The sequence below is a fragment of the Desulfoluna sp. CYM3A genome, from assembly GCF_056829965.1.
In genome coordinates, this window is the sequence record NZ_CP186556.1 from 5,111,942 (window position 1) to 5,129,608 (window position 17,667).

A 17,667-nucleotide genomic window follows, 5' to 3' on the forward strand; every position below is an offset into this window, starting at 1 on the left:
TTCCCGGGGCTGCCCCAGGTCCGTCGAGCCGCACCCGCCCTGAGCAAAGGCGCCGCAGCACATACCTGTGTCACTCTTTTTTCACCGTGCCCTCAAGGCCGCCGCTACGCACCACCTTGAGGTAGGCGTCCACCACCCTGGGGTCGAACTGGCCCCCGGCCCCGTCCCGGATGATGGCCGTGACCTTGTCCAGAGGCATCTTTCGGCGATAGGCCCTGTCCGAGGCCATGGCATCGAAGGCATCGGCCACGGACAGGATCCGGGCCAGAAAGGGAATGGCCACCCCGCGCAGGCCCTCGGGATAGCCCTGACCGTCAAACCGCTCGTGGTGGTGACGGATAATCTGCGCCTCCCGGTCCCAGAGACCGAGCTGGCCCACGATGTCGGCCCCGATGTCGGGATGCTCTTTGATCTTTTCAAACTCTTCGTCCGTCAGGCGCCCGGGCTTTAGGAGTATTGCATCTCGAATCCCTATCTTTCCTATGTCGTGGAGCCGTCCGGCAAAATTCAGGACATCGAGTTCCTCTTTCGTGCACCCCAGCTCCGAGCCCAGGAGAATGGCCAGCTCCGCCACCCGGTTGGAATGCTGGTTGGTGTAGGAATCACGGGCCTCCACCGCCTTGACAAAGGCGGACAGGGTGGAGAAAAGATTGTCGTAGATGTTCTCGTAGAGGGCCACGTTTTCCACGTTGCCCGCAGCCTTCTGGGTCATGAAATTCAGATGGTAGACATCTTTTTCGGAAAAATGACGCTCTTCGTCCAGATGGCAGGTCACCAGCACCCCCAGGCTCTTGGCCCGGATCTTCAAGGGCACCAGCACCACGGAACTCATGGGGGCCTTCATCTCCCGTAGCCTGGAGCTGTGGGAGATTAGGGTGGGGACCCCTTCCAGGGCCACCTCCCGAATGAGCGTTTCAAGCTCACCGCCGTAGCGGGCAAGGCCGTCCAGGGCGATGCGTGCCCCGTTGGAACCGGTGGCCGCCATCTCAAAGGGGGTGTCCACGGACTCGCTCACGATAAAAAACCGGGAGGACTCTGCGCCGGTGATGTCCACGGCCGACTCCGTGGCCTTCTTGAAAAGCTCCTCACTGGAGCTGATGGCGGAGAAGTCATCCATGATGCGGTTCATGATGTTGAGCTCTTCCACCTTGCCCACAAGCTCGGAATTCAGGGACTCCAGCCGCTCCTTGCCCTCCACCTCCTTGGCCAGGAGCAGGTTCTTCAAAAAGAGCTCCCGCTCCCTGAAGACACGGTTGACGCACAGCTCCATCTGCTCGAGCTTCACCGGCTTGATGAGAAAATCAACAACCCCGTTTTTCAGGGTGGAGAGGGTGTTTTCCAGGGAGGGAAACCCGGTCATGACCACCACGGGAATGGAGACATCCTTCTGGCGAATGTGTTCGGCAAGCTCCAGGCCGTCCATGCCCGGCATGTTGATGTCGGTAAAGCAGCAGTCCACCTGGTGCGAGGCCAGGACTTCCAGGGCCTGATGGCCGTTGCCCGCCGTCAACACCTGGTACCCCTTGTGCCTGAAGTATTCCCCGGTGATGTCGAGAATGCTCTCCTCGTCATCCACAAAAAGTATCGTTTCTTTTCCGCGTTCCGTCATCTGCTGCTTACCAATGGCATGGGATCATCGACGAATGGCATGGAGAGCCGCCGTGTGGCCGTGGGACAGGGACCGCAAAAAAGCACCGCAGAAATGCCGGCGCTCAGGTGAGTCCCTTTCCGGAGAGCCGAAGCCGTCAAACGGGGCAAGCTGCCTTCATTTTTGCAGGCTTCGGTCCTTTGTGGTACATCATCATAGATCATTTTATAGGCCTTTGCAAAAACTAACCCGATTTAATGCCGTTGCACAGAGCGGGCGCGCCATCTTCGGCCCTTTCCCCCTCCGCACCGCCCAACCCCAAAGGGAGCCAGCTAAAAAAAACCGTGGAAATTCGTTTAGACAACCGGGCCACCCTCATCGCCCCCCCTGAGGAGCTGGCCGATACCGTCAAGCAGAACCTGACCCTTCCCAACCCCGTCTGGCAGGAAAACCAGCGCCGCGGCAGGTGGAACCGCGGGGTGGACAAGGACCTTCTTTTCTACGAAGAGACCGACGAGGGCTTAAGCGTCCCCAGGGGCTGCATGCGGATGCTCATCACCGCCTGCAGGCACCACAACGTGGCCTTCTCCCTTACGGATAACCGCAGGACATGCCCGGAGGTTGACTTTGAATTTGCCGGTTCCCTGCGCCCCTTTCAGGAAGAGGCCTGCAATGCGGTGCTGAAAAAAGAGTTCGGGGTCCTCACCGCCCCCACCGGCGCCGGAAAAACCGTCATGGCCCTCTACCTCGTGGCCCAGCGGCGACAGCCCACCCTCATCGTGGTCCACACCAAGGACCTGGCCCGCCAGTGGATCGCCCGCATCGAATCCTTCCTCGGCATTCCCGAAAAAGAGGTGGGCCTCATCGGGGGCGGCACCTGCCGCTTAGGAGACAAGGTCACCGTGGCCATGGTCCAGTCCCTGTACAAACGTTCGGCCGAAGTGGCCCCCACCATCGGGCACCTCATCGTGGATGAATGCCACCGGGCACCCAGCCGCACCTTTACCGAAGCCGTAACCCGCTTTGACTCCCATTACATGACCGGTCTCTCGGCCACGCCCTGGCGGCGGGACAAACTCTCCCGCCTCATCTTCTTCCATTTGGGGGAGTCCGCCTGGCAGATCGACAAGAGCCCCCTCATCGAAGAGGGGCACCTCCTCAAGGCCGAGGTGCGCTTCCGACTCACCCCCTTCTATTCAGATATCGACGGAACCACCCATTATCCTAAGCTCATGGCGCAACTTACCGGTGATGCCGCCCGCAACGCCCTGATCGTCAAGGATATTTCCGAAGAGCTTCCCCACACCCAGGGCACCCTTCTCGTACTCTCCGACCGGAAAGCCCACTGCGAAAACATGAAAACCCTGCTCTTCTACAACCACGGCATCGAGGCCGACCTCATCACCGGAGACCTTTCGAAATCAGCCCGGACCGAGGCCCTGGAACGCCTGGAAAAAGGAGAGACCCGGGTGCTCTTTGCCACCAGCCAGCTCCTGGGAGAGGGGTTTGACGCCAGCTGTCTGGCCACCCTGTTCCTCACCTATCCCATCCGCTTTTCCGGTCGGCTCATCCAGTACCTGGGGCGGGTCCTCAGGCCCGGAGAGGGCAAGGACAAGGCGCTTATCGTGGATTACGTGGACGCTGAAATCGGTGTCCTGGAGTCTGCGGCCCGGGCCCGGCTCTCGGTCTACCGGTCCAACAGCATCGCCATTGCCGACGGTCCCCCACCGTCAGGGGACGACGTGATTAATTCTTGATCGACACTTTTTAACAGAATTATATTCTGCAGCATTACAAATAACCAGAACTATATTCTTGACACCTTCCTTCCGGGCGAGGTATCTTTGCTATAAACCATGGAGAGAACCCAATCATGACCCTTGACTGCATCAGCCTGACCATCCTGAAGATCCTTCAGGAAAAAGCCCGGATCCCCAACGTGGAAGTGGCCCGACGTGTCAACATGGCCCCTTCGGCTGTTCTGGAACGAATCCGCAAACTGGAAAACCAGGGCTACATCAACGGATACGAAGTCATCCTCAACCCCGAAAAATTCGGCAGGAGCCTTATCGCCTTCGTGGACCTGGCCGTGGACGATATCTCGCGCCTGGACGACGCCGGGCAACGCCTGGCCGCCCTGGACGAGGTCCAGGAGGTCCATCTCCTTTCGGGAAACACCGGCTTCCGCATCAAGGTCCGGGTAGAGGACACAGCCAGCCTGGCGGCGTTCCTTGCCAGCCCCCTGGGCTCTCTTGAGGGGCTGCGCCCCACGGCCACCTCCGTGGCCCTGTCAACCTACAAGGAGACCTCCCAGATCCCCCTTTCCGCAAAGGAGTGTGACCCATGCCCATGAGCCCGGACTATACCCAACGCCTCACCCCCGCCCTGCAAGGCATCGCAGGCCACTACGGAACCCCCTTTCACATCTACGATGAAAAAGGCATCCGAGACACCTGCAGGGAGCTCAAAACGCTCTTTTCCGGCCTCCCCGGGTTCTGCGAATACTTTGCCGTCAAGGCCCTGCCCAACCCCGAAATCCTGAAGATTTTCAAGGACGAGGGATTCGGTTTCGACTGCAGCTCCACGCCGGAGCTGGACCTGGCCCGCATGGCCGGCGGCCGGGGCGAGGAGCTGATGTTCACCTCCAACAACACCAGCGAGGAGGAGTTCCGTGCGGCAGCGGCCGACGGCGGGTGCGTCCTGAACCTGGACGACATCACCCTCATCGACAAGGTGCCGGAGATGCCGGAGCTGATCTGTTTTCGCTACAACCCCGGAAACCGACGGACAGGCAACGAGATCATCGGAAACCCCATGGAGGCAAAATACGGGGTCAGCCACGACCAGCTCGAAGAGGCCTACCGCAAAGCCATGGCCAAAGGCGCCACCCGCTTCGGCCTGCACACCATGCTCGCCTCCAACGAGCTGAACTACAGCTACATGGTGGAGACCGCCGCCATGCTCCTGAACCGCGTCCGGGCCTTGAGAAAAGCCCTGGGCATCACCTTTGAGTTCATCAACATCGGCGGCGGCCTGGGCATCCCTTACCAGCCCGATCAGGACGCTCTCAACGTCCGCGCCATGGCCGAGGAGATCACCGCCCTGTTCAAGGAATTCCAGGCCGAGGAAGGCTACATGCCCCGCTTCTACATGGAGAGCGGCCGCTTCATGGCAGGCCCCCACGGCGCCCTGGTGACCCGGGTGATCAACCGTAAAGAGACCTACCGCACCTACGTGGGTGTGGACGCCTGCATGTCTGCCCTCATGCGCCCCGGCATGTACGGCGCCTACCACCACATCACCGTGCCGTCCACCAGCGACGCCCCCGACGAATGCGCGTGGTGGACGTAGTAGGCTCCCTGTGCGAAAACAACGACAAGTTTGCCGTGCAACGCCCCCTGCCCGCCCTTGAGGACGGGGACCTCCTGCTCATCCACGACACCGGCGCCCACGGCCACGCCATGGGCTTCAACTACAACGGCAAGATGCGCCCCAAAGAGCTCCTCCTTGAGACCAACGGCGCCGTGCGCCAGATCCGCAGGGAAGAGACCTTCGAAGACTACACCGCCACCCTGAACTGCGACGCCGACCCGTACATGCCATAAACCAGCCATGGCACACCTTGCCGCCGAAGGCTTTTTTTTCAAGCCGTTCACCAACAGGAAATAAAAAAGGGGGAGAGACCGCCAGGCGGTCCCTCCCCTTTTTTTTATGGTGTCGGCCTCAGGCCAAAGGCGTTATCAAATCGCCTTTGCGCCCTCCAGGGCCAGCAGAACGACCTTCTGCATCACCTTCTCTTTCATGGTCTTGGGTGCGTCCAGATCAAGGCGCTTGAGGTAGGGACGGGCCGCTTCGGGCACCGGTGCCATCATCTTCTTGATAAGATCGCGTCCCAGGGCCACTTTTTTGTTTGCCCGGGACTTGAACCCTTTCAGGGCTTTGCCGATGATGATCTCCTCATCGGTGAAGTCCGTGCCGAAGGGGAAGGCCTGGAACAGCCCGTTTTGGCGATGGGGGACCAGGATTTTCTCAAGGCGATCGGGGGTGTTGTTCCGGAAGGCTTCGGGGATCTCGTAGTCCGCAGGGACCTTGCCCTTGGCCTTGGCCGTGTCCAGAAGCTGCTGCTGGAACCGGGAGTCTGCGATGCAGATCAGGCGGGTCATGGCCACGTGGTCCTGCTGGCCCCTTAAGTCGGCGATGCCGTACTCCGTCACCACGATGTCCCGCAGGTGACGGGGAATGGTGGTGTGGTTGTACTGCCACACGATGTTGGAGGTGGCACCGGCTCCGGAGCCGCGCGTGCTTCGTACCATGGTGACAGCTCGGCCATCGGGCAGGGCGTGGGCCATGGAGATAAAGTTGTACTGCCCGCCGGGCCCGCTGATGATGCGGTGGTCGTCCAGGCCGTCGGCCACGGTGGCGCCGTTGAGCATGGCCATGAGGGCTGCGTTGATGAAGCGCCCGTGCTTGCGCTGGGCCACGCGCAGCTGGTAGTCGTCCCCGTAGAGCTGGTTGATGAAGGCCACGCTGCGCATGTCGATGAGCTTGAGCTGGTCTTCCGGCAGGGCCTTGAGGGTCTCGTAAAAGGCCTCGGGCCCCACGAAGAACCCGGCGTAGATCACCACGGCCTGGTCCAGGCACTCGCCCAGGCAGCCCGCGATCACCGCGTCACGGTTGGCCGCATCGGAAAGATCTGCTGAGTAGCGGGTGTCGCCGTCCACCAGCTCGTCGCCTTCAAGGACAATCCCCTTCTTGAAAATGCCGAAGGCCGTGAGAAAGGTCACGTCCTTTTCCCGAAGCTGGGGCCGAATCACCTCACGGTCCAGCAGGACGTTGAGCATTTCAGGTGTCACCTCTTCGGTGATGGTCCCTTCGTTGAGGAGGGTCTGGAGGTCCAGGTGCTCGTAGACCTTGCGCTTGAGGACCCCGCACTTGAAGAGCTCGATGAGGGTGTCCACGAACATTTCCGTGGAGCTCATGAGCCCCTCGTCGAACACGTCGAGGCCGCCCCACTCCTCAATGAGAGTCCCGTACCTTTCCATGACCCCCAGCTCGTTCATGACGGACTTGTAGGCGTCATTTTCCGTGTGACGCATCATGATCCCCGCCACAATGGCATCCCCCAGGGAGCCGATGCCCACCTGCAGGGTCCCGCCGTCCTTGACCAGGGCACTGGCGTGGAGGCCGATCATCCAGTCCGTGGTGCTCACGGATTCTTTGGGAGCGCGGAAGATCTTGAACTCGTAATCGGGGTTCTCGATGATCATGTCGTAGTGACCGGGCTCCACCACGGCGTCCCCGTACATAAAGGGCATGTCCCCATTGACCTGACCGATGATGGCCCGGGGAATGCCGTCCCCTTCGCTGGCCCGGATGTACTCGGCCCCGTCCAGGTGGGTGTCCGGGTTGCAGCCCATGGAGAGAAAGGTCTTGCCGTCGATCTCTTTTTTGGCCACCAGCTGGGAGATGACGTTGGCCCCCTGGAGCAACCCGTCTCGGATGGCGTGGGTGTAGTTGGAGCCCAGGTAGTGCTGCTGGGCATGGGGACAGTTCATGAACTGGGCGGTCTTGTTGTAGAACTCCACCAGCTCGAAATTTTTCGGAATTTCGTTTTTGCGAAGGTCGCCGATGTAATCAAAATCGGGAAAATCCCCCCAAATGCGCTCCACAAGGGGTTGCATGAAGCGCCGCTCCAGGTCGTTGCCCCAGGAGGGCTTTTCCAGGGTCACGGCGGTGATGAGGGTGAGGTGCATGGAGGGGTCGGTCTTGAGCCTCCGATAGATGGCGTTAACCAGATGGTTCGGTTTGCCCACGGCCAGCGGGACAGCCATGATGATCTTCTTGCCCACCTTGGCCACCAGATCATCAACACATCGTTCCACATCCTGATAATAGACAGGTTCTCTTGTTTCCATAACTCTCTCCTGCTTCCTTACCTTCAGCCCCTCCTGATTGGGCTGTCCCCTTCGGGGCTTCCCATCCCCTCCGGCGAAATGATTCCTTGATTACATAAATAGAATTAAAATTCTATAATACAACCCGGTGAGCTTGTAAATCACAATTCCCCTGCGAAACGCCACAAAACGTTTCTTACATGATTGCCCTTGCTTTACAAACGACCCTTTAATGTATCAATGTTCACCACCTTTCCAAACAAAAACCCCATGCCGAGCAGCGCTCGACATGGGGTCTTTTTCAAAAACAGTGCCTCGGGTCAGGGCCCGGAGGTTCGGCTACTTGATGGCGGCACCCTCCTTTGAGGTCTTGACGACGACGGCAAATTTAGCCAGATCTTCGGGGTACTTTTCAAACACCACCATGATGGGCACCAGTTGACCCGGGCTGACCCGCGCGTTGTTGTTTTCCCTGCCCAGGGTGGTCTTGAGTCTCTGATCGATCTCTTCCATGCTCAGAGTCGCCAGTTCGGCGTCTGTCATGGTGTTGCCCGCATAGAACTCTTTGGAACGGACCTCCACATTTTCTTTGTTGTAGAGAAGGCCCACAAGGCCAATGGAGTGCCGGGTGGTTCCGTAGTTGTTGCGCACCTTACCGGTGATCACAAACAGATCTCCCAGATCCGAGCTTACCACAAACCGACCGGTGAGATCCTGAGTCTGGATATGGAGGCTTCCGTCGGGGTCTTTCTCCGGGGGCTTCACCCAATCGCTCACCAGGGGAATCCCTAAACCGAAAAGGGTTTCACGGGCCTTTTCCACGGCGTTGATGGTGGGAATGGCAACGCCCGTCCGGTCCTGAATCTCATCCCGCATGGCGTAAACACCCACGAGGATGGCAAAGAGAAGGACCAGCACCAGAAGAATGGTAAGGAAAATACGCAAGCCGCTTCCCCGGCCACCGTCCCTGGCATGGCTTCGGGAGGCCTTGGATGGTGCCTCGGGCTCCGGTTCGGACTCGGGCTCATCAATGCGGACGGCTTCGGCCACCGGTTCGGGTGCAGGCGCCACAGGGGCGGACACGGGCACGGCGGCAACGGCCTCTTCCGCCTCCGGGGCAAGGTCCAGCTCAAGCTCAAGGTCCACCTCCCCGCTGACATCGGCTTCCACATCCAGGGGGGCGTCGTCTTTTTCGAGCATCGCCTCGATATCACTGAAATCCGAATCGTCCAGGGTGTCTTTCTCCAGGGGATCGAACTCCTGGGTCTTTTCATCGCCCTTGAAGTCAAAGTCGAGTTCCAGCTCGATATCGTCGTCTTCCGGGTGAGCCTCACCGGCAGCGGGTTCCTCCTGAAGAAGGCCCTCCAGCTCCGAAAGGTCCAGCTCTTCATCCAGGGAGCTCTCCAAAGAAGCCTGCAGGGGCTCCTCGTCACCCAGATCGAGATCCAGGTCGAGTTCCATGAACCCTTCCTCGGCGTCGGTGTGGGCAGTGCCTTTGGGCGTCTCTACGGGGCCGTCGTCCAGAGAAAGGTCCAGTTCATCCAGCCCTCCCATGCTCAAGGCAGCTGCGTCGCCGTCCCCTGCGGAAAATGCCGGGGACTCGGCATCTCCCACAAGCTCCACGTCGCCTGCCCCTCCGTCCAGGGAGAGAGCCATTTCGGAAAAATCAAACTCCTCTTCCGGAGCGGCAGCCTCTTTGGCGGTATCACCCTCCGGGACACCCAGAGCCGCCTCCAGGTCAGAGAAGTCGAGGTCGTCGTCAAACACGGGGGCATCCACCGTCCCCTCGTCATCCAGGGAGAGGCTCACATCGGCAAAATCAGACGCCTCCTGGCCGGGGCCCTCTGCTTCCACCCCGGCAAGGGACTCTTCCAAGCCTGAAAAATCGAGGGTCTCCTCTACTTCGCTCCCCTCGGCCGGAGCCGCAGGCGCCGGGCCTTCGTCCAGGGAAAGATCCAGGTCCAGATCGGCCAGGTCAAACTCAGAAAGGTCCAGGTCCTCGGGCATGCCCATGTCCGGGCTCGCCTGGAGATCCAGATCCCCCAAGCCCAGGTCATCAAGATCGATATCGTCTATGGACTCCGCAGGGGTGTCCTCGGCAACGGGCTCAGGTGCCGGTGCCTCGACGGACGGCGTTGCCGCTTCCGGAGCGGCCTGTTCACCCGGCTCGTCCTCTTCCAAGCCGAACAGGCGGTCCAGCTCCCGGTTGAGTTCGTTTTGCAGGTCGTCGCCTTCATCAAGATTTCGTGGAGCAGGGGCCGCGGGTGCCTCGGCCGGAGGGGCCTGGGGGGGCTCCTCAACGGACGGGGCCGCCGTCTCCGGAAAGACTTTGAACACGTGTTTGCAACTTGAGCATCGTACCTTGCTGCCCGTGGGTTTGATCAGCTTATCATCCAGAACGAACCTGGAATCACACTCCTGACACGTGATAATCATGTGCGCGTCCCCTTTTTCATCATGCGAATGCAACCCATCCTGTCGATCGGCCCTGTTTACATTTCCAAATGGTAAATAGCGGGAAGGTTCCGATAATCTTCGGCGTAATCCAGGCCGTACCCAACCAGAAACCCTTCAAGGATCTCGTGGCAGGCATAATCCACCTGGACGTCCATGGCGCGGCGTTCCTTCTTGTCAAGAAAGGCACACACCTTGACACTTCGGGCGCCTTTTTCCTTGAGGTAGTTCACGATGAACCGCAAGGTCAACCCTGTGTCCACAATGTCTTCCACAACCAGAACATCCATTCCGGTGACATCGAGGTCCAGCTCCTTGGTGACTGTGGTCGTCCCGGAAGACTCGGCACTTTTGCCGTAGCTGGAGACGCCGAGGAACCCGATTTGTACCGGAACCGTAATCTCACGAGCCAGGTCGGCCATGAAAATGAAGGCCCCTTTCAAGGCACCCACCAGGGCCAGCTTGCCGCCCTGGTAGTCATGGGAGATAACTTCCCCCACTTCGGTGATACTTCTAGCGATTTCTTCTTTCGAAAGTACTTCAATAAGTTCGGACATTCTGATTACTTTATCATTACTTTATCCCTTACGCCACACCTGATTACAGACCGGCGTCCGCAAGAGAGTATATGTTCACGCGTTATGAATCGGCGGTACCGAAGATAAACATCCGTCTCATGGCCGTATCGCAAAATCAACAGGATGTCAATCATTTTAAGCCATTACAGCCCGTTTTTCGCCAGATCCTCTACTGCCGCCCGCTGACTGTCCGTCAGGGTTTTCGGAAGGGAGACACCGATTCGAACAAACAGGTCGCCTTTGCCCTCCCCTTTCATTTCAGGCAATCCCTTGCCTGGAATTCGCATCTTTGTCTTGTGCTTCTCGGTCGGCGGGCACCCTGAGGTTGATCTCGCCACCGTCCAGGGTGGGCACGGTGATGGTGGTCCCCAGGAGCGCTTCAGACACCCGGATGTCGGTGTCGTAAATCACGTTCTGGCCGTCGGGGAAAAAGCCCTTTGCCCCCACCACGCGGGACCGGATGTACAGATCACCGGCAGGGCCGCCGTACGGGCTGGGCTCCCCTTTGCCGGAAAGCCGGAGTTTCTTACCGTCCACCAGGCCTTTGGGAATACGCACATTGATGGTGGACGCCCCGCCACCCACGGAGAGGGAACGGGTGGTCCCGGTGTAGACCTCTTCCACGGTGAGGCTGATCTCCAGGGTCCGGTCCTCGCCCTTGACCTGGCGCCGGCTCTGGAATCCGCGGCCTCCGCCACGGCCGCATCCGCCGTTGCTGAACCCGCCGTTGCCAAATCCACCACCGCCAAAGCCGAACTCCCGAAAGATGTCTCCCAGATCAAAGCCCCTGAAAATATCTTCCTGACTGTATCGCTGCTGAAACCCCGAGGCCCCGAAGGTATCGTACTCCTTGCGCTTGGCCGGATCGCTGAGCACAGCGTAGGCCTCGCTGATCTGCTTGAACTTGTCCTCGGCGGCCTTGTCTCCCTTGGTCTTGTCGGGATGGTATTTCATTGCCAGCTTGCGGTACGTCTTCTTAATCTCGTCGTCGGAGGCGCCTCGTTCAACGCCAAGTACTTTGTAGTAGTCCATTTCGTTTGATCCAATCGCAAGAGCCCGGCACGGGAAGAAACCCTCTTCTTCCCCGGGGTCGGGCCATACGTTATTACCATGTTGTCACCCGGTTTGCTCACCTGCCGGAGATCCAAACGCTTTCGATACAAGGAAAATAGGGCCAATGGCCCCAGGTGTCAAGGACGTCGCCACAATCTTAGCCACCGCGGCCGCCGGCCTTGACGAGGCGGTCCAGACGAAGCCTCTGCCGGTCGTCGAACAGACGCCTGGCCCCAACGGAAACAGCCAGGACCGCACCAAAGCCCGTGCCGGCACTGACAATGAACATAATGAGAATCTGATACTTTACGGCCTCCATGGGAGGGCTCCCCGCCAGGATCTGACCGGTCATCATCCCGGGTAGGCTCACGATACCGGCCACGGCCATGGCATTCAAGGTGGGGATCATGGCACTCCGGATGCTCTCTCGCCGGATCTCCCCAACGGCCTCATCCCAGGTCTGACCAAGGAGCAGGCGCCCTTCAATGACGGCGCTGTCCCTCCAGGCCGTGGAGGTGAGGCGCTCCATGCCGATGGCGATGCCCGTCATGGTATTGCCCAGCATCATGCCCAAAAGGGGGATGGCGTACTGGGGGGCATACCAGGGATCGATACGGATCACGGTGGAGAGCACCAGGCAGGTGATGGAAAACGAAGAGAGGGTCATGGCGGCCGTGCCCGTGGCAAACCCCCAGGGGCCGGTAAAACGCCGGGTCTGGCGGCTCATGACCTCACGTCCTGCCGTGGTCACCATGATCACGGCGATGCCAACCAAAAGCAGGGGATGGGCGTGGTCAAAAAGGGTCTTGAGAACCATCCCCACCAGGAGAAGCTGCAAGGTGGTGCGCACGGCGGCCACAACGATCTGACGGGTCACCCCCAGCTCCATGCGAAAGGAGAGCAGGGCCAGGGCCACCACCAGAAGGGCGGCAATGGACAGGTCCACCGGGGAGAGCGCGATCACCGAATTCATCGGCACACCTCCCCGCCGGCTTCGCGCAGCACACCGTCCGCATCAAAGGAGACCACCCGCTGCGCCACGCGGTTGAGCTGATCCACGGAGTGCCCCACCCAGATCACCGGCGCCCGGTGCGCCTGAGCATAATCCTGGATCAGCGACTCCACCCGCCGGGTGCTCTCGCCGTCCAGGTTGGCCGTGGGCTCGTCCAGGAGCAGGGCCTGGGGTCGGCGATCCAGAAGACGAAGCAGGGAAAGGCGTTGGCGCTCTCCGCTGGAGAGACGCTTCACCGGCCAAGAGAGGACCTCCTCGCGGAGCCCCAGTACCTCGGGACGCACCGCCTCCGGCGTCAAAAAATGTTGGGCGACCCCGTCGGCCCACCAGGCGCTCTCGCTGGGCAACAACCCCACCATGCGCCGCCACTCGGAAGCGCAAAGGGCATCGCGAGCCGTGGTTCCCAGGTTGACTCGCCCGTCATGGGGTTCCATGTCCGCCACGGCACGCAAAAGGGAACTCTTGCCAATGCCCGAGGGGCCGGACACCCCCACGCATGTTCCTGCGGGCACCGTAAGCCGCACCGGGCCCAGGCCTCGTATGACCAGGTCGTCAATGATCAGGTCGCCGCCCTGCACTTAGTTTCCTCCAAGCCTTTTTAGGTGGATCATGAGAACCGAAAGGGCTGCCGGCGTGATGCCGTCGATACGCGACGCCTGCCCCAGGGAGACCGGCCGTACCTCCATGAGCTTGGCCCGCAGCTCGTTGGAGAGGCCGTGCACCTCCTCAAAGCGAAAATCCTCGGGGATGCGGATCTTTTCCATGTGCTTGAACTTTTCAATCTCGGCCAGCTGGCGATCAATGTACCCCTCGTACTTCACCTCGATCTCCACCTGCTTGGCCACCCGGGCCTCCACCGGGGGCTCGGCAGGGGCCACGGTCTCCACCACATCGTAGCCCACCTTGGCCCGCTTGAGGATCTGGTCCAGGGGTGCCCCGGTCTTGAGGGGGGCGGAATCCCGGGCTTGAAGGTAAGCGTTGATCTCCGGGGAGGGTTTCACCACCACACGCCGGATCCGACCCATCTCACGGTCGATGGCCGCCTGCCGCTCGCGGACCTGCCGCACGGTGTCCTCGCTTACCAGGCCCAGGTCGTAGGCAATCTCGGTGAGCCGGAGGTCGGCGTTGTCCTCCCGCATCATCAGCCGGTACTCCGCCCGGGAGGTAAAGATGCGGTAAGGCTCCAGGGTGCCCCGAGTGATGAGGTCGTCCACCATCACCCCCATGTATCCCTGGGAACGGTCCAGCACAAAGGGAGGCCGGCCCATGACCTTCAAGGCCGCGTTGACGCCGGCCCAGAGTCCCTGGGCAGCGGCCTCCTCGTACCCGGAGGTGCCGTTGATCTGCCCGGCCAGGAAGAGCCCGTCGATTTTTCTGGTCTCCAGGGAGGGACGCAGCTGCACGGGGTTCACGTAGTCGTATTCGATGGCGTAGCCGGGGCGGATGATCTCCGCCTCTTCAAAACCGGGTATGGAGCGCACAAAGGGGATCTGAAGGTCCACGGGCAGGCTGTTGCCCAGCCCCCCGATGTACATCTCCCGGGTGTCGATCCCCTCGGGCTCCAGGATCACCTGGTGGGAGACCCGGTCGGGAAACTTAACGGCCTTGTCCTCAAAAGAGGGGCAGTAGCGGGCCGACACCCCCTTGATGGTGCCACAGTAGAGGGGAGAACGGGCGAGGTTCTCCATAACAACATTGCGGGTGGCCTCGGTGGTGTGACCGATGAAACTGGGCAGCTGGGGCAGGGGGGCGTGGGTGGATGAAAAAGAGAAAAAGCAGGGGGTCTCGTCGGCCCGGTGCTCCTCCAGCTGAGAGTAATCGATGGTATCCCGGTGAACCCTCGGCGGGGTCCCGGTCTTCATGCGCCCCATCTCCAGGCCCAGCTCCTTCATGGAGGCTGCCAGGCCGTAGGAACCGAACTCACCGGCACGCCCGGCCTTAATGGCACACTCCCCGATATGGACGAGGCCGCCCAGAAAGGTCCCTGCGGCGATGACCACGGCCCCGGCCCCGTAGCCGAAGCCGGTCTGGTCCACCACCCCTGTCACCGCGCCACCTTCCACCACAAGGCGCTCCACCATCCCCTGCTTGAGGTGCAGGTTGGCCTGGCCTTCGAGAACCGCTTTCATGGTACGATGGTAAATGTTCTTGTCGTTCTGGGTCCGGGTGGAGTGAACGGCGGGCCCCTTCTTGGTGTTGAGGGTTTTGAACTGAATGGCCGAGGCATCCGAGGCCTTGCCCATCTCCCCGCCCATGGCGTCCACCTCCCGTACCAGGTGCCCCTTGGCCGTGCCGCCGATGGACGGGCTGCAGGGCATGGACGCCACCTTGTCCAGGTCTATGGCCAGAATCAGGGTGGAAAGCCCCATGCGGGCCGAGGCCAGCGCCGCTTCACACCCGGCATGGCCGCCCCCCACCACAATCACATCATATTTTCGTGTCGTTGATACCATCTCTCGCCTGCTCGTTTGTCTGCCAGAAGGATCAAACAACCGGAGATCATTTTTCATTTCGACCTCTCCGGCCGTTCGATGTATGATGGGCCTCTGCCGGGGGATAGCCCCAACGCAAAAAGCCGGTTTTCACCGACTGAGCCCATCGGCAGCTCCGGGGGCCCGCGTGGCGCAGGATCCCGAAACGCCATCACATTTTTACGATCATCCCCTTAATATATTATCGGGTTTCAAGCAAGGTCAATATGAACGCAACACAGGCAAAACGGTACACAGATCTCAACAGCCACCTTAAAGAACGCTTCGGCAAACGGGTGCAGAAACTCACCGTGGACGCGGGCTTCACCTGCCCCAACCGAGACGGGCACACCGGAACCGGGGGGTGTATTTTCTGCAACGAAAAAGGATCGGGCAACGGAGCGCACCTGCTGGGCACCTCGGTGTCGGAACAGATCCGGCAGGGGCGCCTTGCCCTGTTCAAACGCTACAAGGCAAAGCTCTTTCTGGTCTACTTTCAGGCCTACAGCAACACCTACGCCCCTGTGCAGCGCCTGAAGGCCCTCTACGACGAGGCCCTGGCCTTTGACGACGTGGTGGGTCTGGCCATCGGCACAAGGCCCGACTGCGTGGACGAAGAGAAACTGGCCCTTTTACACGCCTACTCCAAGGAGAAACTCGTCTGGATCGAATACGGCCTTCAGTCCGCCCACGACACCACCCTGGCCGCCATAAACCGCGGCCATGACGTGGCCTGCTTCAAAGAGGCCGTGGCCCTCACCCGAAAAACAGCCCCTGAAGTCAAAATCTGCGCCCACATCATCCTGGGGCTCCCCGGAGAGAGCCGGGAGATGATGCTGGAGGGGGCCCGGCTCCTGGCGGACCTGGGCGTGGACGGGGTCAAGCTGCACCTCCTGTACGTGGTCAAGGACACCCCTTTGGACACCCTCTACCTGAACGGGGACTACACCTGCATGGAAGAGGACGACTATGTGGAGACCGTGTGCGACTTCCTGGAGCTGCTTCCCCCGGAGATGGTGATCCAGCGCCTCACCGGCGATCCCCATCGCGATGAGCTTCGCGCCCCCCAGTGGCCCCTGAAAAAAGGGACCACCCTGGCCCGCATCCAGGCCACCTTAGAAAGCAGGGGCACCTGCCAGGGCTCCCGGTACATCAAGCCGGAGAACGCATAGCGACACCACAAATCACGCCAGGGCGCCTTTGATGGCATCCACAATCTGCTCAGTTGACGGTACCGCCCCGTCGGCCTGCATCACGATATGGTGACGGCCGTCCAGGGGCGTGTAGCGAAAGGGCACCGATGAATAAAAAACACCGACACTGGGGGTGTGGGTAGCCACGGCCACGTTGCGCACCCCCGTGTCCGGAGAGACAACCAGCCGGGCCCTTGCGACCCTGTCGATCAACCCGTCCAGGGGCAGGCAGGGCTGGATCGACACATTGCCCCGTTTCGTCAGGCCGAGAAAACAATCCCCTTTTTCGTAGTCGTTTTTCCCCTCCAGATAGACATGCTGGTACTCGGGAAGTTCCCGGGAGGCGAGCTCAAGGACCTCTTTCATCTGTGCCTGGGGCAGTATTTTCAGCACCGACGAGGCGCCATTGAAATAGAGAATGGAGGGAGCGGGGCGGGACGGGTCGTACAACGCCAGGTGACTGGGGTACCCGAAATCCAGGGGGCGCGAGGGATTGTGCCCCAGAAGTTTCAGCATGTCCAGCATGCACTCCAGCTCCGGCTGAAAGTCGGAACGGAAAACGGCCACGTTGTAGAGAACTCCGTAAAAATAGGATTTGTAAGGAAAGCCGAATTTCAGCGTCGCCTTGCTTAAGAGAGTCATCCACCGGGACCGGCTGGTCCCTGCAATATCAAAGATGATGTCTTGATGTGGGAGCTGCCTGAGGTCCCGGAACCGCTCCAGGGGGCTCATCTCTCTCTTTTGCTCCCGGCCTGCCACGATGATCGTGGTGTCGGCCAAATCGGACGGGATGCCGTATCGATAGTTGGACACGCCCACCAGGGTGATCTCGGCATTGGGAAAAAATTTTCTGACTTCGATGAGAAAGGGCCGGGCGATGACCTGGTCCCCCAGAGCCGCATGGCGGATAACGGCAATATTCTTGATTTTTTTTCGGGAAAAGTCTTTTTCAATATATCTGGCACGCTGGAGGCATACCCGCCGCGCTGAAACCATAAATGATTCATGTCGGATTATCCAATACACGTATCGATTACAACCGTTTACCACAACTGCTTCCGATATGGACACTTCACATCAAACCAATTACAGACTGACTTCATATGCGCCTATCAATAAACATTGATAACAATGAAAAACTTAAAACACAAGAAATTCAAAAAGTGGACGTTGACACAAAGAAAAATGGTGCTGCGTATTGTCGGACTTTATGACACCACACCCATAAAATCCGACAATACGTGCCAGAAGGGAATTCCTGAAATGAAAGAAGAAAGGGCCAGGAGCTGCGTACCTGACAGTTTTCCGTCGCGGGCCTTGGCACCGGTCACGGGCAGCAGGTGGGCCGTTTGTCGGTGGGGGCGCCGGGGTGGAGGCACGATGCCGAACTAAGTTCGCATCGAAGTACACCCCGTCGCTTTGTT

Annotated in this window: 15 protein-coding genes; 5 read left to right on the top strand and 10 right to left on the bottom strand. The window is 60.0% G+C overall.

Going from position 1 to position 17,667, the window contains the following annotated elements:
- Nucleotides 1–70 precede the first annotated feature (70 nt).
- Nucleotides 71–1,609, bottom strand: coding sequence for an HD-GYP domain-containing protein (locus ACOYW1_RS25935; protein WP_482420282.1), 1,539 nt, complete (start codon nucleotides 1,607–1,609; stop codon nucleotides 71–73).
- Nucleotides 1,610–1,932: 323 nt separating this feature from the next.
- Between ACOYW1_RS25935 and ACOYW1_RS25940 the strand changes: the two genes are divergently transcribed.
- From ACOYW1_RS25940 to ACOYW1_RS25955, 4 genes are all read left to right on the top strand, one after another.
- Nucleotides 1,933–3,345: a DEAD/DEAH box helicase gene (locus ACOYW1_RS25940; RefSeq protein ID WP_482418352.1), complete on the top strand. Its 1,413-nt coding sequence runs from the start codon at nucleotides 1,933–1,935 to the stop codon at nucleotides 3,343–3,345.
- A gap of 116 nt (nucleotides 3,346–3,461) precedes the next feature.
- The gene (locus ACOYW1_RS25945; protein WP_180137742.1) at nucleotides 3,462–3,941 is read left to right on the top strand and encodes an Lrp/AsnC family transcriptional regulator; all 480 of its coding nucleotides are present in this window, start codon (nucleotides 3,462–3,464) and stop codon (nucleotides 3,939–3,941) included.
- Nucleotides 3,932–4,939: a diaminopimelate decarboxylase gene (locus ACOYW1_RS25950; protein WP_482420283.1), complete on the top strand. Its 1,008-nt coding sequence runs from the start codon at nucleotides 3,932–3,934 to the stop codon at nucleotides 4,937–4,939. The genes ACOYW1_RS25945 and ACOYW1_RS25950 overlap by 10 nt, the downstream gene beginning before the upstream one ends.
- Nucleotides 4,927–5,193 carry a hypothetical protein gene (locus tag ACOYW1_RS25955; protein WP_482420284.1) on the top strand — a complete coding sequence of 89 codons (267 nt, stop codon included), beginning with the start codon at nucleotides 4,927–4,929 and terminating at the stop codon, nucleotides 5,191–5,193. The genes ACOYW1_RS25950 and ACOYW1_RS25955 overlap by 13 nt, the downstream gene beginning before the upstream one ends.
- Nucleotides 5,194–5,328: 135 nt before the next feature.
- On the opposite strand, the gene ACOYW1_RS25960 is transcribed toward ACOYW1_RS25955, so the two are convergent.
- The 8 genes from ACOYW1_RS25960 to mnmG all read right to left on the bottom strand — a co-directional run bounded on the left by ACOYW1_RS25960 (nucleotide 5,329) and on the right by mnmG (nucleotide 15,032).
- Nucleotides 5,329–7,503 carry an acetyl-CoA hydrolase/transferase C-terminal domain-containing protein gene (locus tag ACOYW1_RS25960; RefSeq protein ID WP_482420285.1) on the bottom strand — a complete coding sequence of 725 codons (2,175 nt, stop codon included), beginning with the start codon at nucleotides 7,501–7,503 and terminating at the stop codon, nucleotides 5,329–5,331.
- Nucleotides 7,504–7,821: 318 nt separating this feature from the next.
- Nucleotides 7,822–9,918, bottom strand: coding sequence for a DUF3426 domain-containing protein (locus tag ACOYW1_RS25965; RefSeq protein ID WP_482420286.1), 2,097 nt, complete (start codon nucleotides 9,916–9,918; stop codon nucleotides 7,822–7,824).
- Nucleotides 9,919–9,974: 56 nt separating this feature from the next.
- Entirely contained in the window at nucleotides 9,975–10,493 is a 519-nt protein-coding gene (gene hpt, locus ACOYW1_RS25970) for a hypoxanthine phosphoribosyltransferase (protein WP_482418357.1), read from the bottom strand.
- 164 nt (nucleotides 10,494–10,657) lie between these two features.
- Nucleotides 10,658–10,801 (bottom strand): hypothetical protein, encoded by a 144-nt coding sequence (locus ACOYW1_RS25975; RefSeq protein ID WP_482420287.1) that lies wholly within the window; start codon nucleotides 10,799–10,801, stop codon nucleotides 10,658–10,660.
- On the bottom strand, nucleotides 10,773–11,546 hold the full coding sequence (locus ACOYW1_RS25980; RefSeq protein ID WP_482420288.1) for a DnaJ domain-containing protein: 774 nt from the start codon (nucleotides 11,544–11,546) through the stop codon (nucleotides 10,773–10,775). Before ACOYW1_RS25980 ends, ACOYW1_RS25975 begins: the two co-directional genes overlap by 29 nt.
- 178 nt (nucleotides 11,547–11,724) lie before the next feature.
- Nucleotides 11,725–12,540, bottom strand: a complete 816-nt coding sequence (locus ACOYW1_RS25985; RefSeq protein ID WP_482418359.1) for an ABC transporter permease — start codon at nucleotides 12,538–12,540, stop codon at nucleotides 11,725–11,727.
- Nucleotides 12,537–13,157, bottom strand: a complete 621-nt coding sequence (locus ACOYW1_RS25990) for an ABC transporter ATP-binding protein (RefSeq protein ID WP_482420289.1) — start codon at nucleotides 13,155–13,157, stop codon at nucleotides 12,537–12,539. The genes ACOYW1_RS25985 and ACOYW1_RS25990 overlap by 4 nt, the downstream gene beginning before the upstream one ends.
- Nucleotides 13,158–15,032 (bottom strand): tRNA uridine-5-carboxymethylaminomethyl(34) synthesis enzyme MnmG, encoded by a 1,875-nt coding sequence (gene mnmG, locus ACOYW1_RS25995; RefSeq protein ID WP_482418361.1) that lies wholly within the window; start codon nucleotides 15,030–15,032, stop codon nucleotides 13,158–13,160.
- A gap of 245 nt (nucleotides 15,033–15,277) precedes the next feature.
- Between mnmG and mnmL the strand changes: the two genes are divergently transcribed.
- On the top strand, nucleotides 15,278–16,222 hold the full coding sequence (mnmL, locus tag ACOYW1_RS26000) for a tRNA modification radical SAM protein MnmL/YtqA (RefSeq protein WP_482420290.1): 945 nt from the start codon (nucleotides 15,278–15,280) through the stop codon (nucleotides 16,220–16,222).
- Between the two features lie 12 nt (nucleotides 16,223–16,234).
- Here mnmL and ACOYW1_RS26005 read toward each other — a convergent pair whose 3' ends face one another.
- A complete protein-coding gene (locus tag ACOYW1_RS26005) occupies nucleotides 16,235–17,239 on the bottom strand; it encodes a glycosyltransferase family 9 protein (RefSeq protein ID WP_482420291.1) in 1,005 nt (334 codons plus the stop codon).
- Nucleotides 17,240–17,667: the final 428 nt, after the last annotated feature.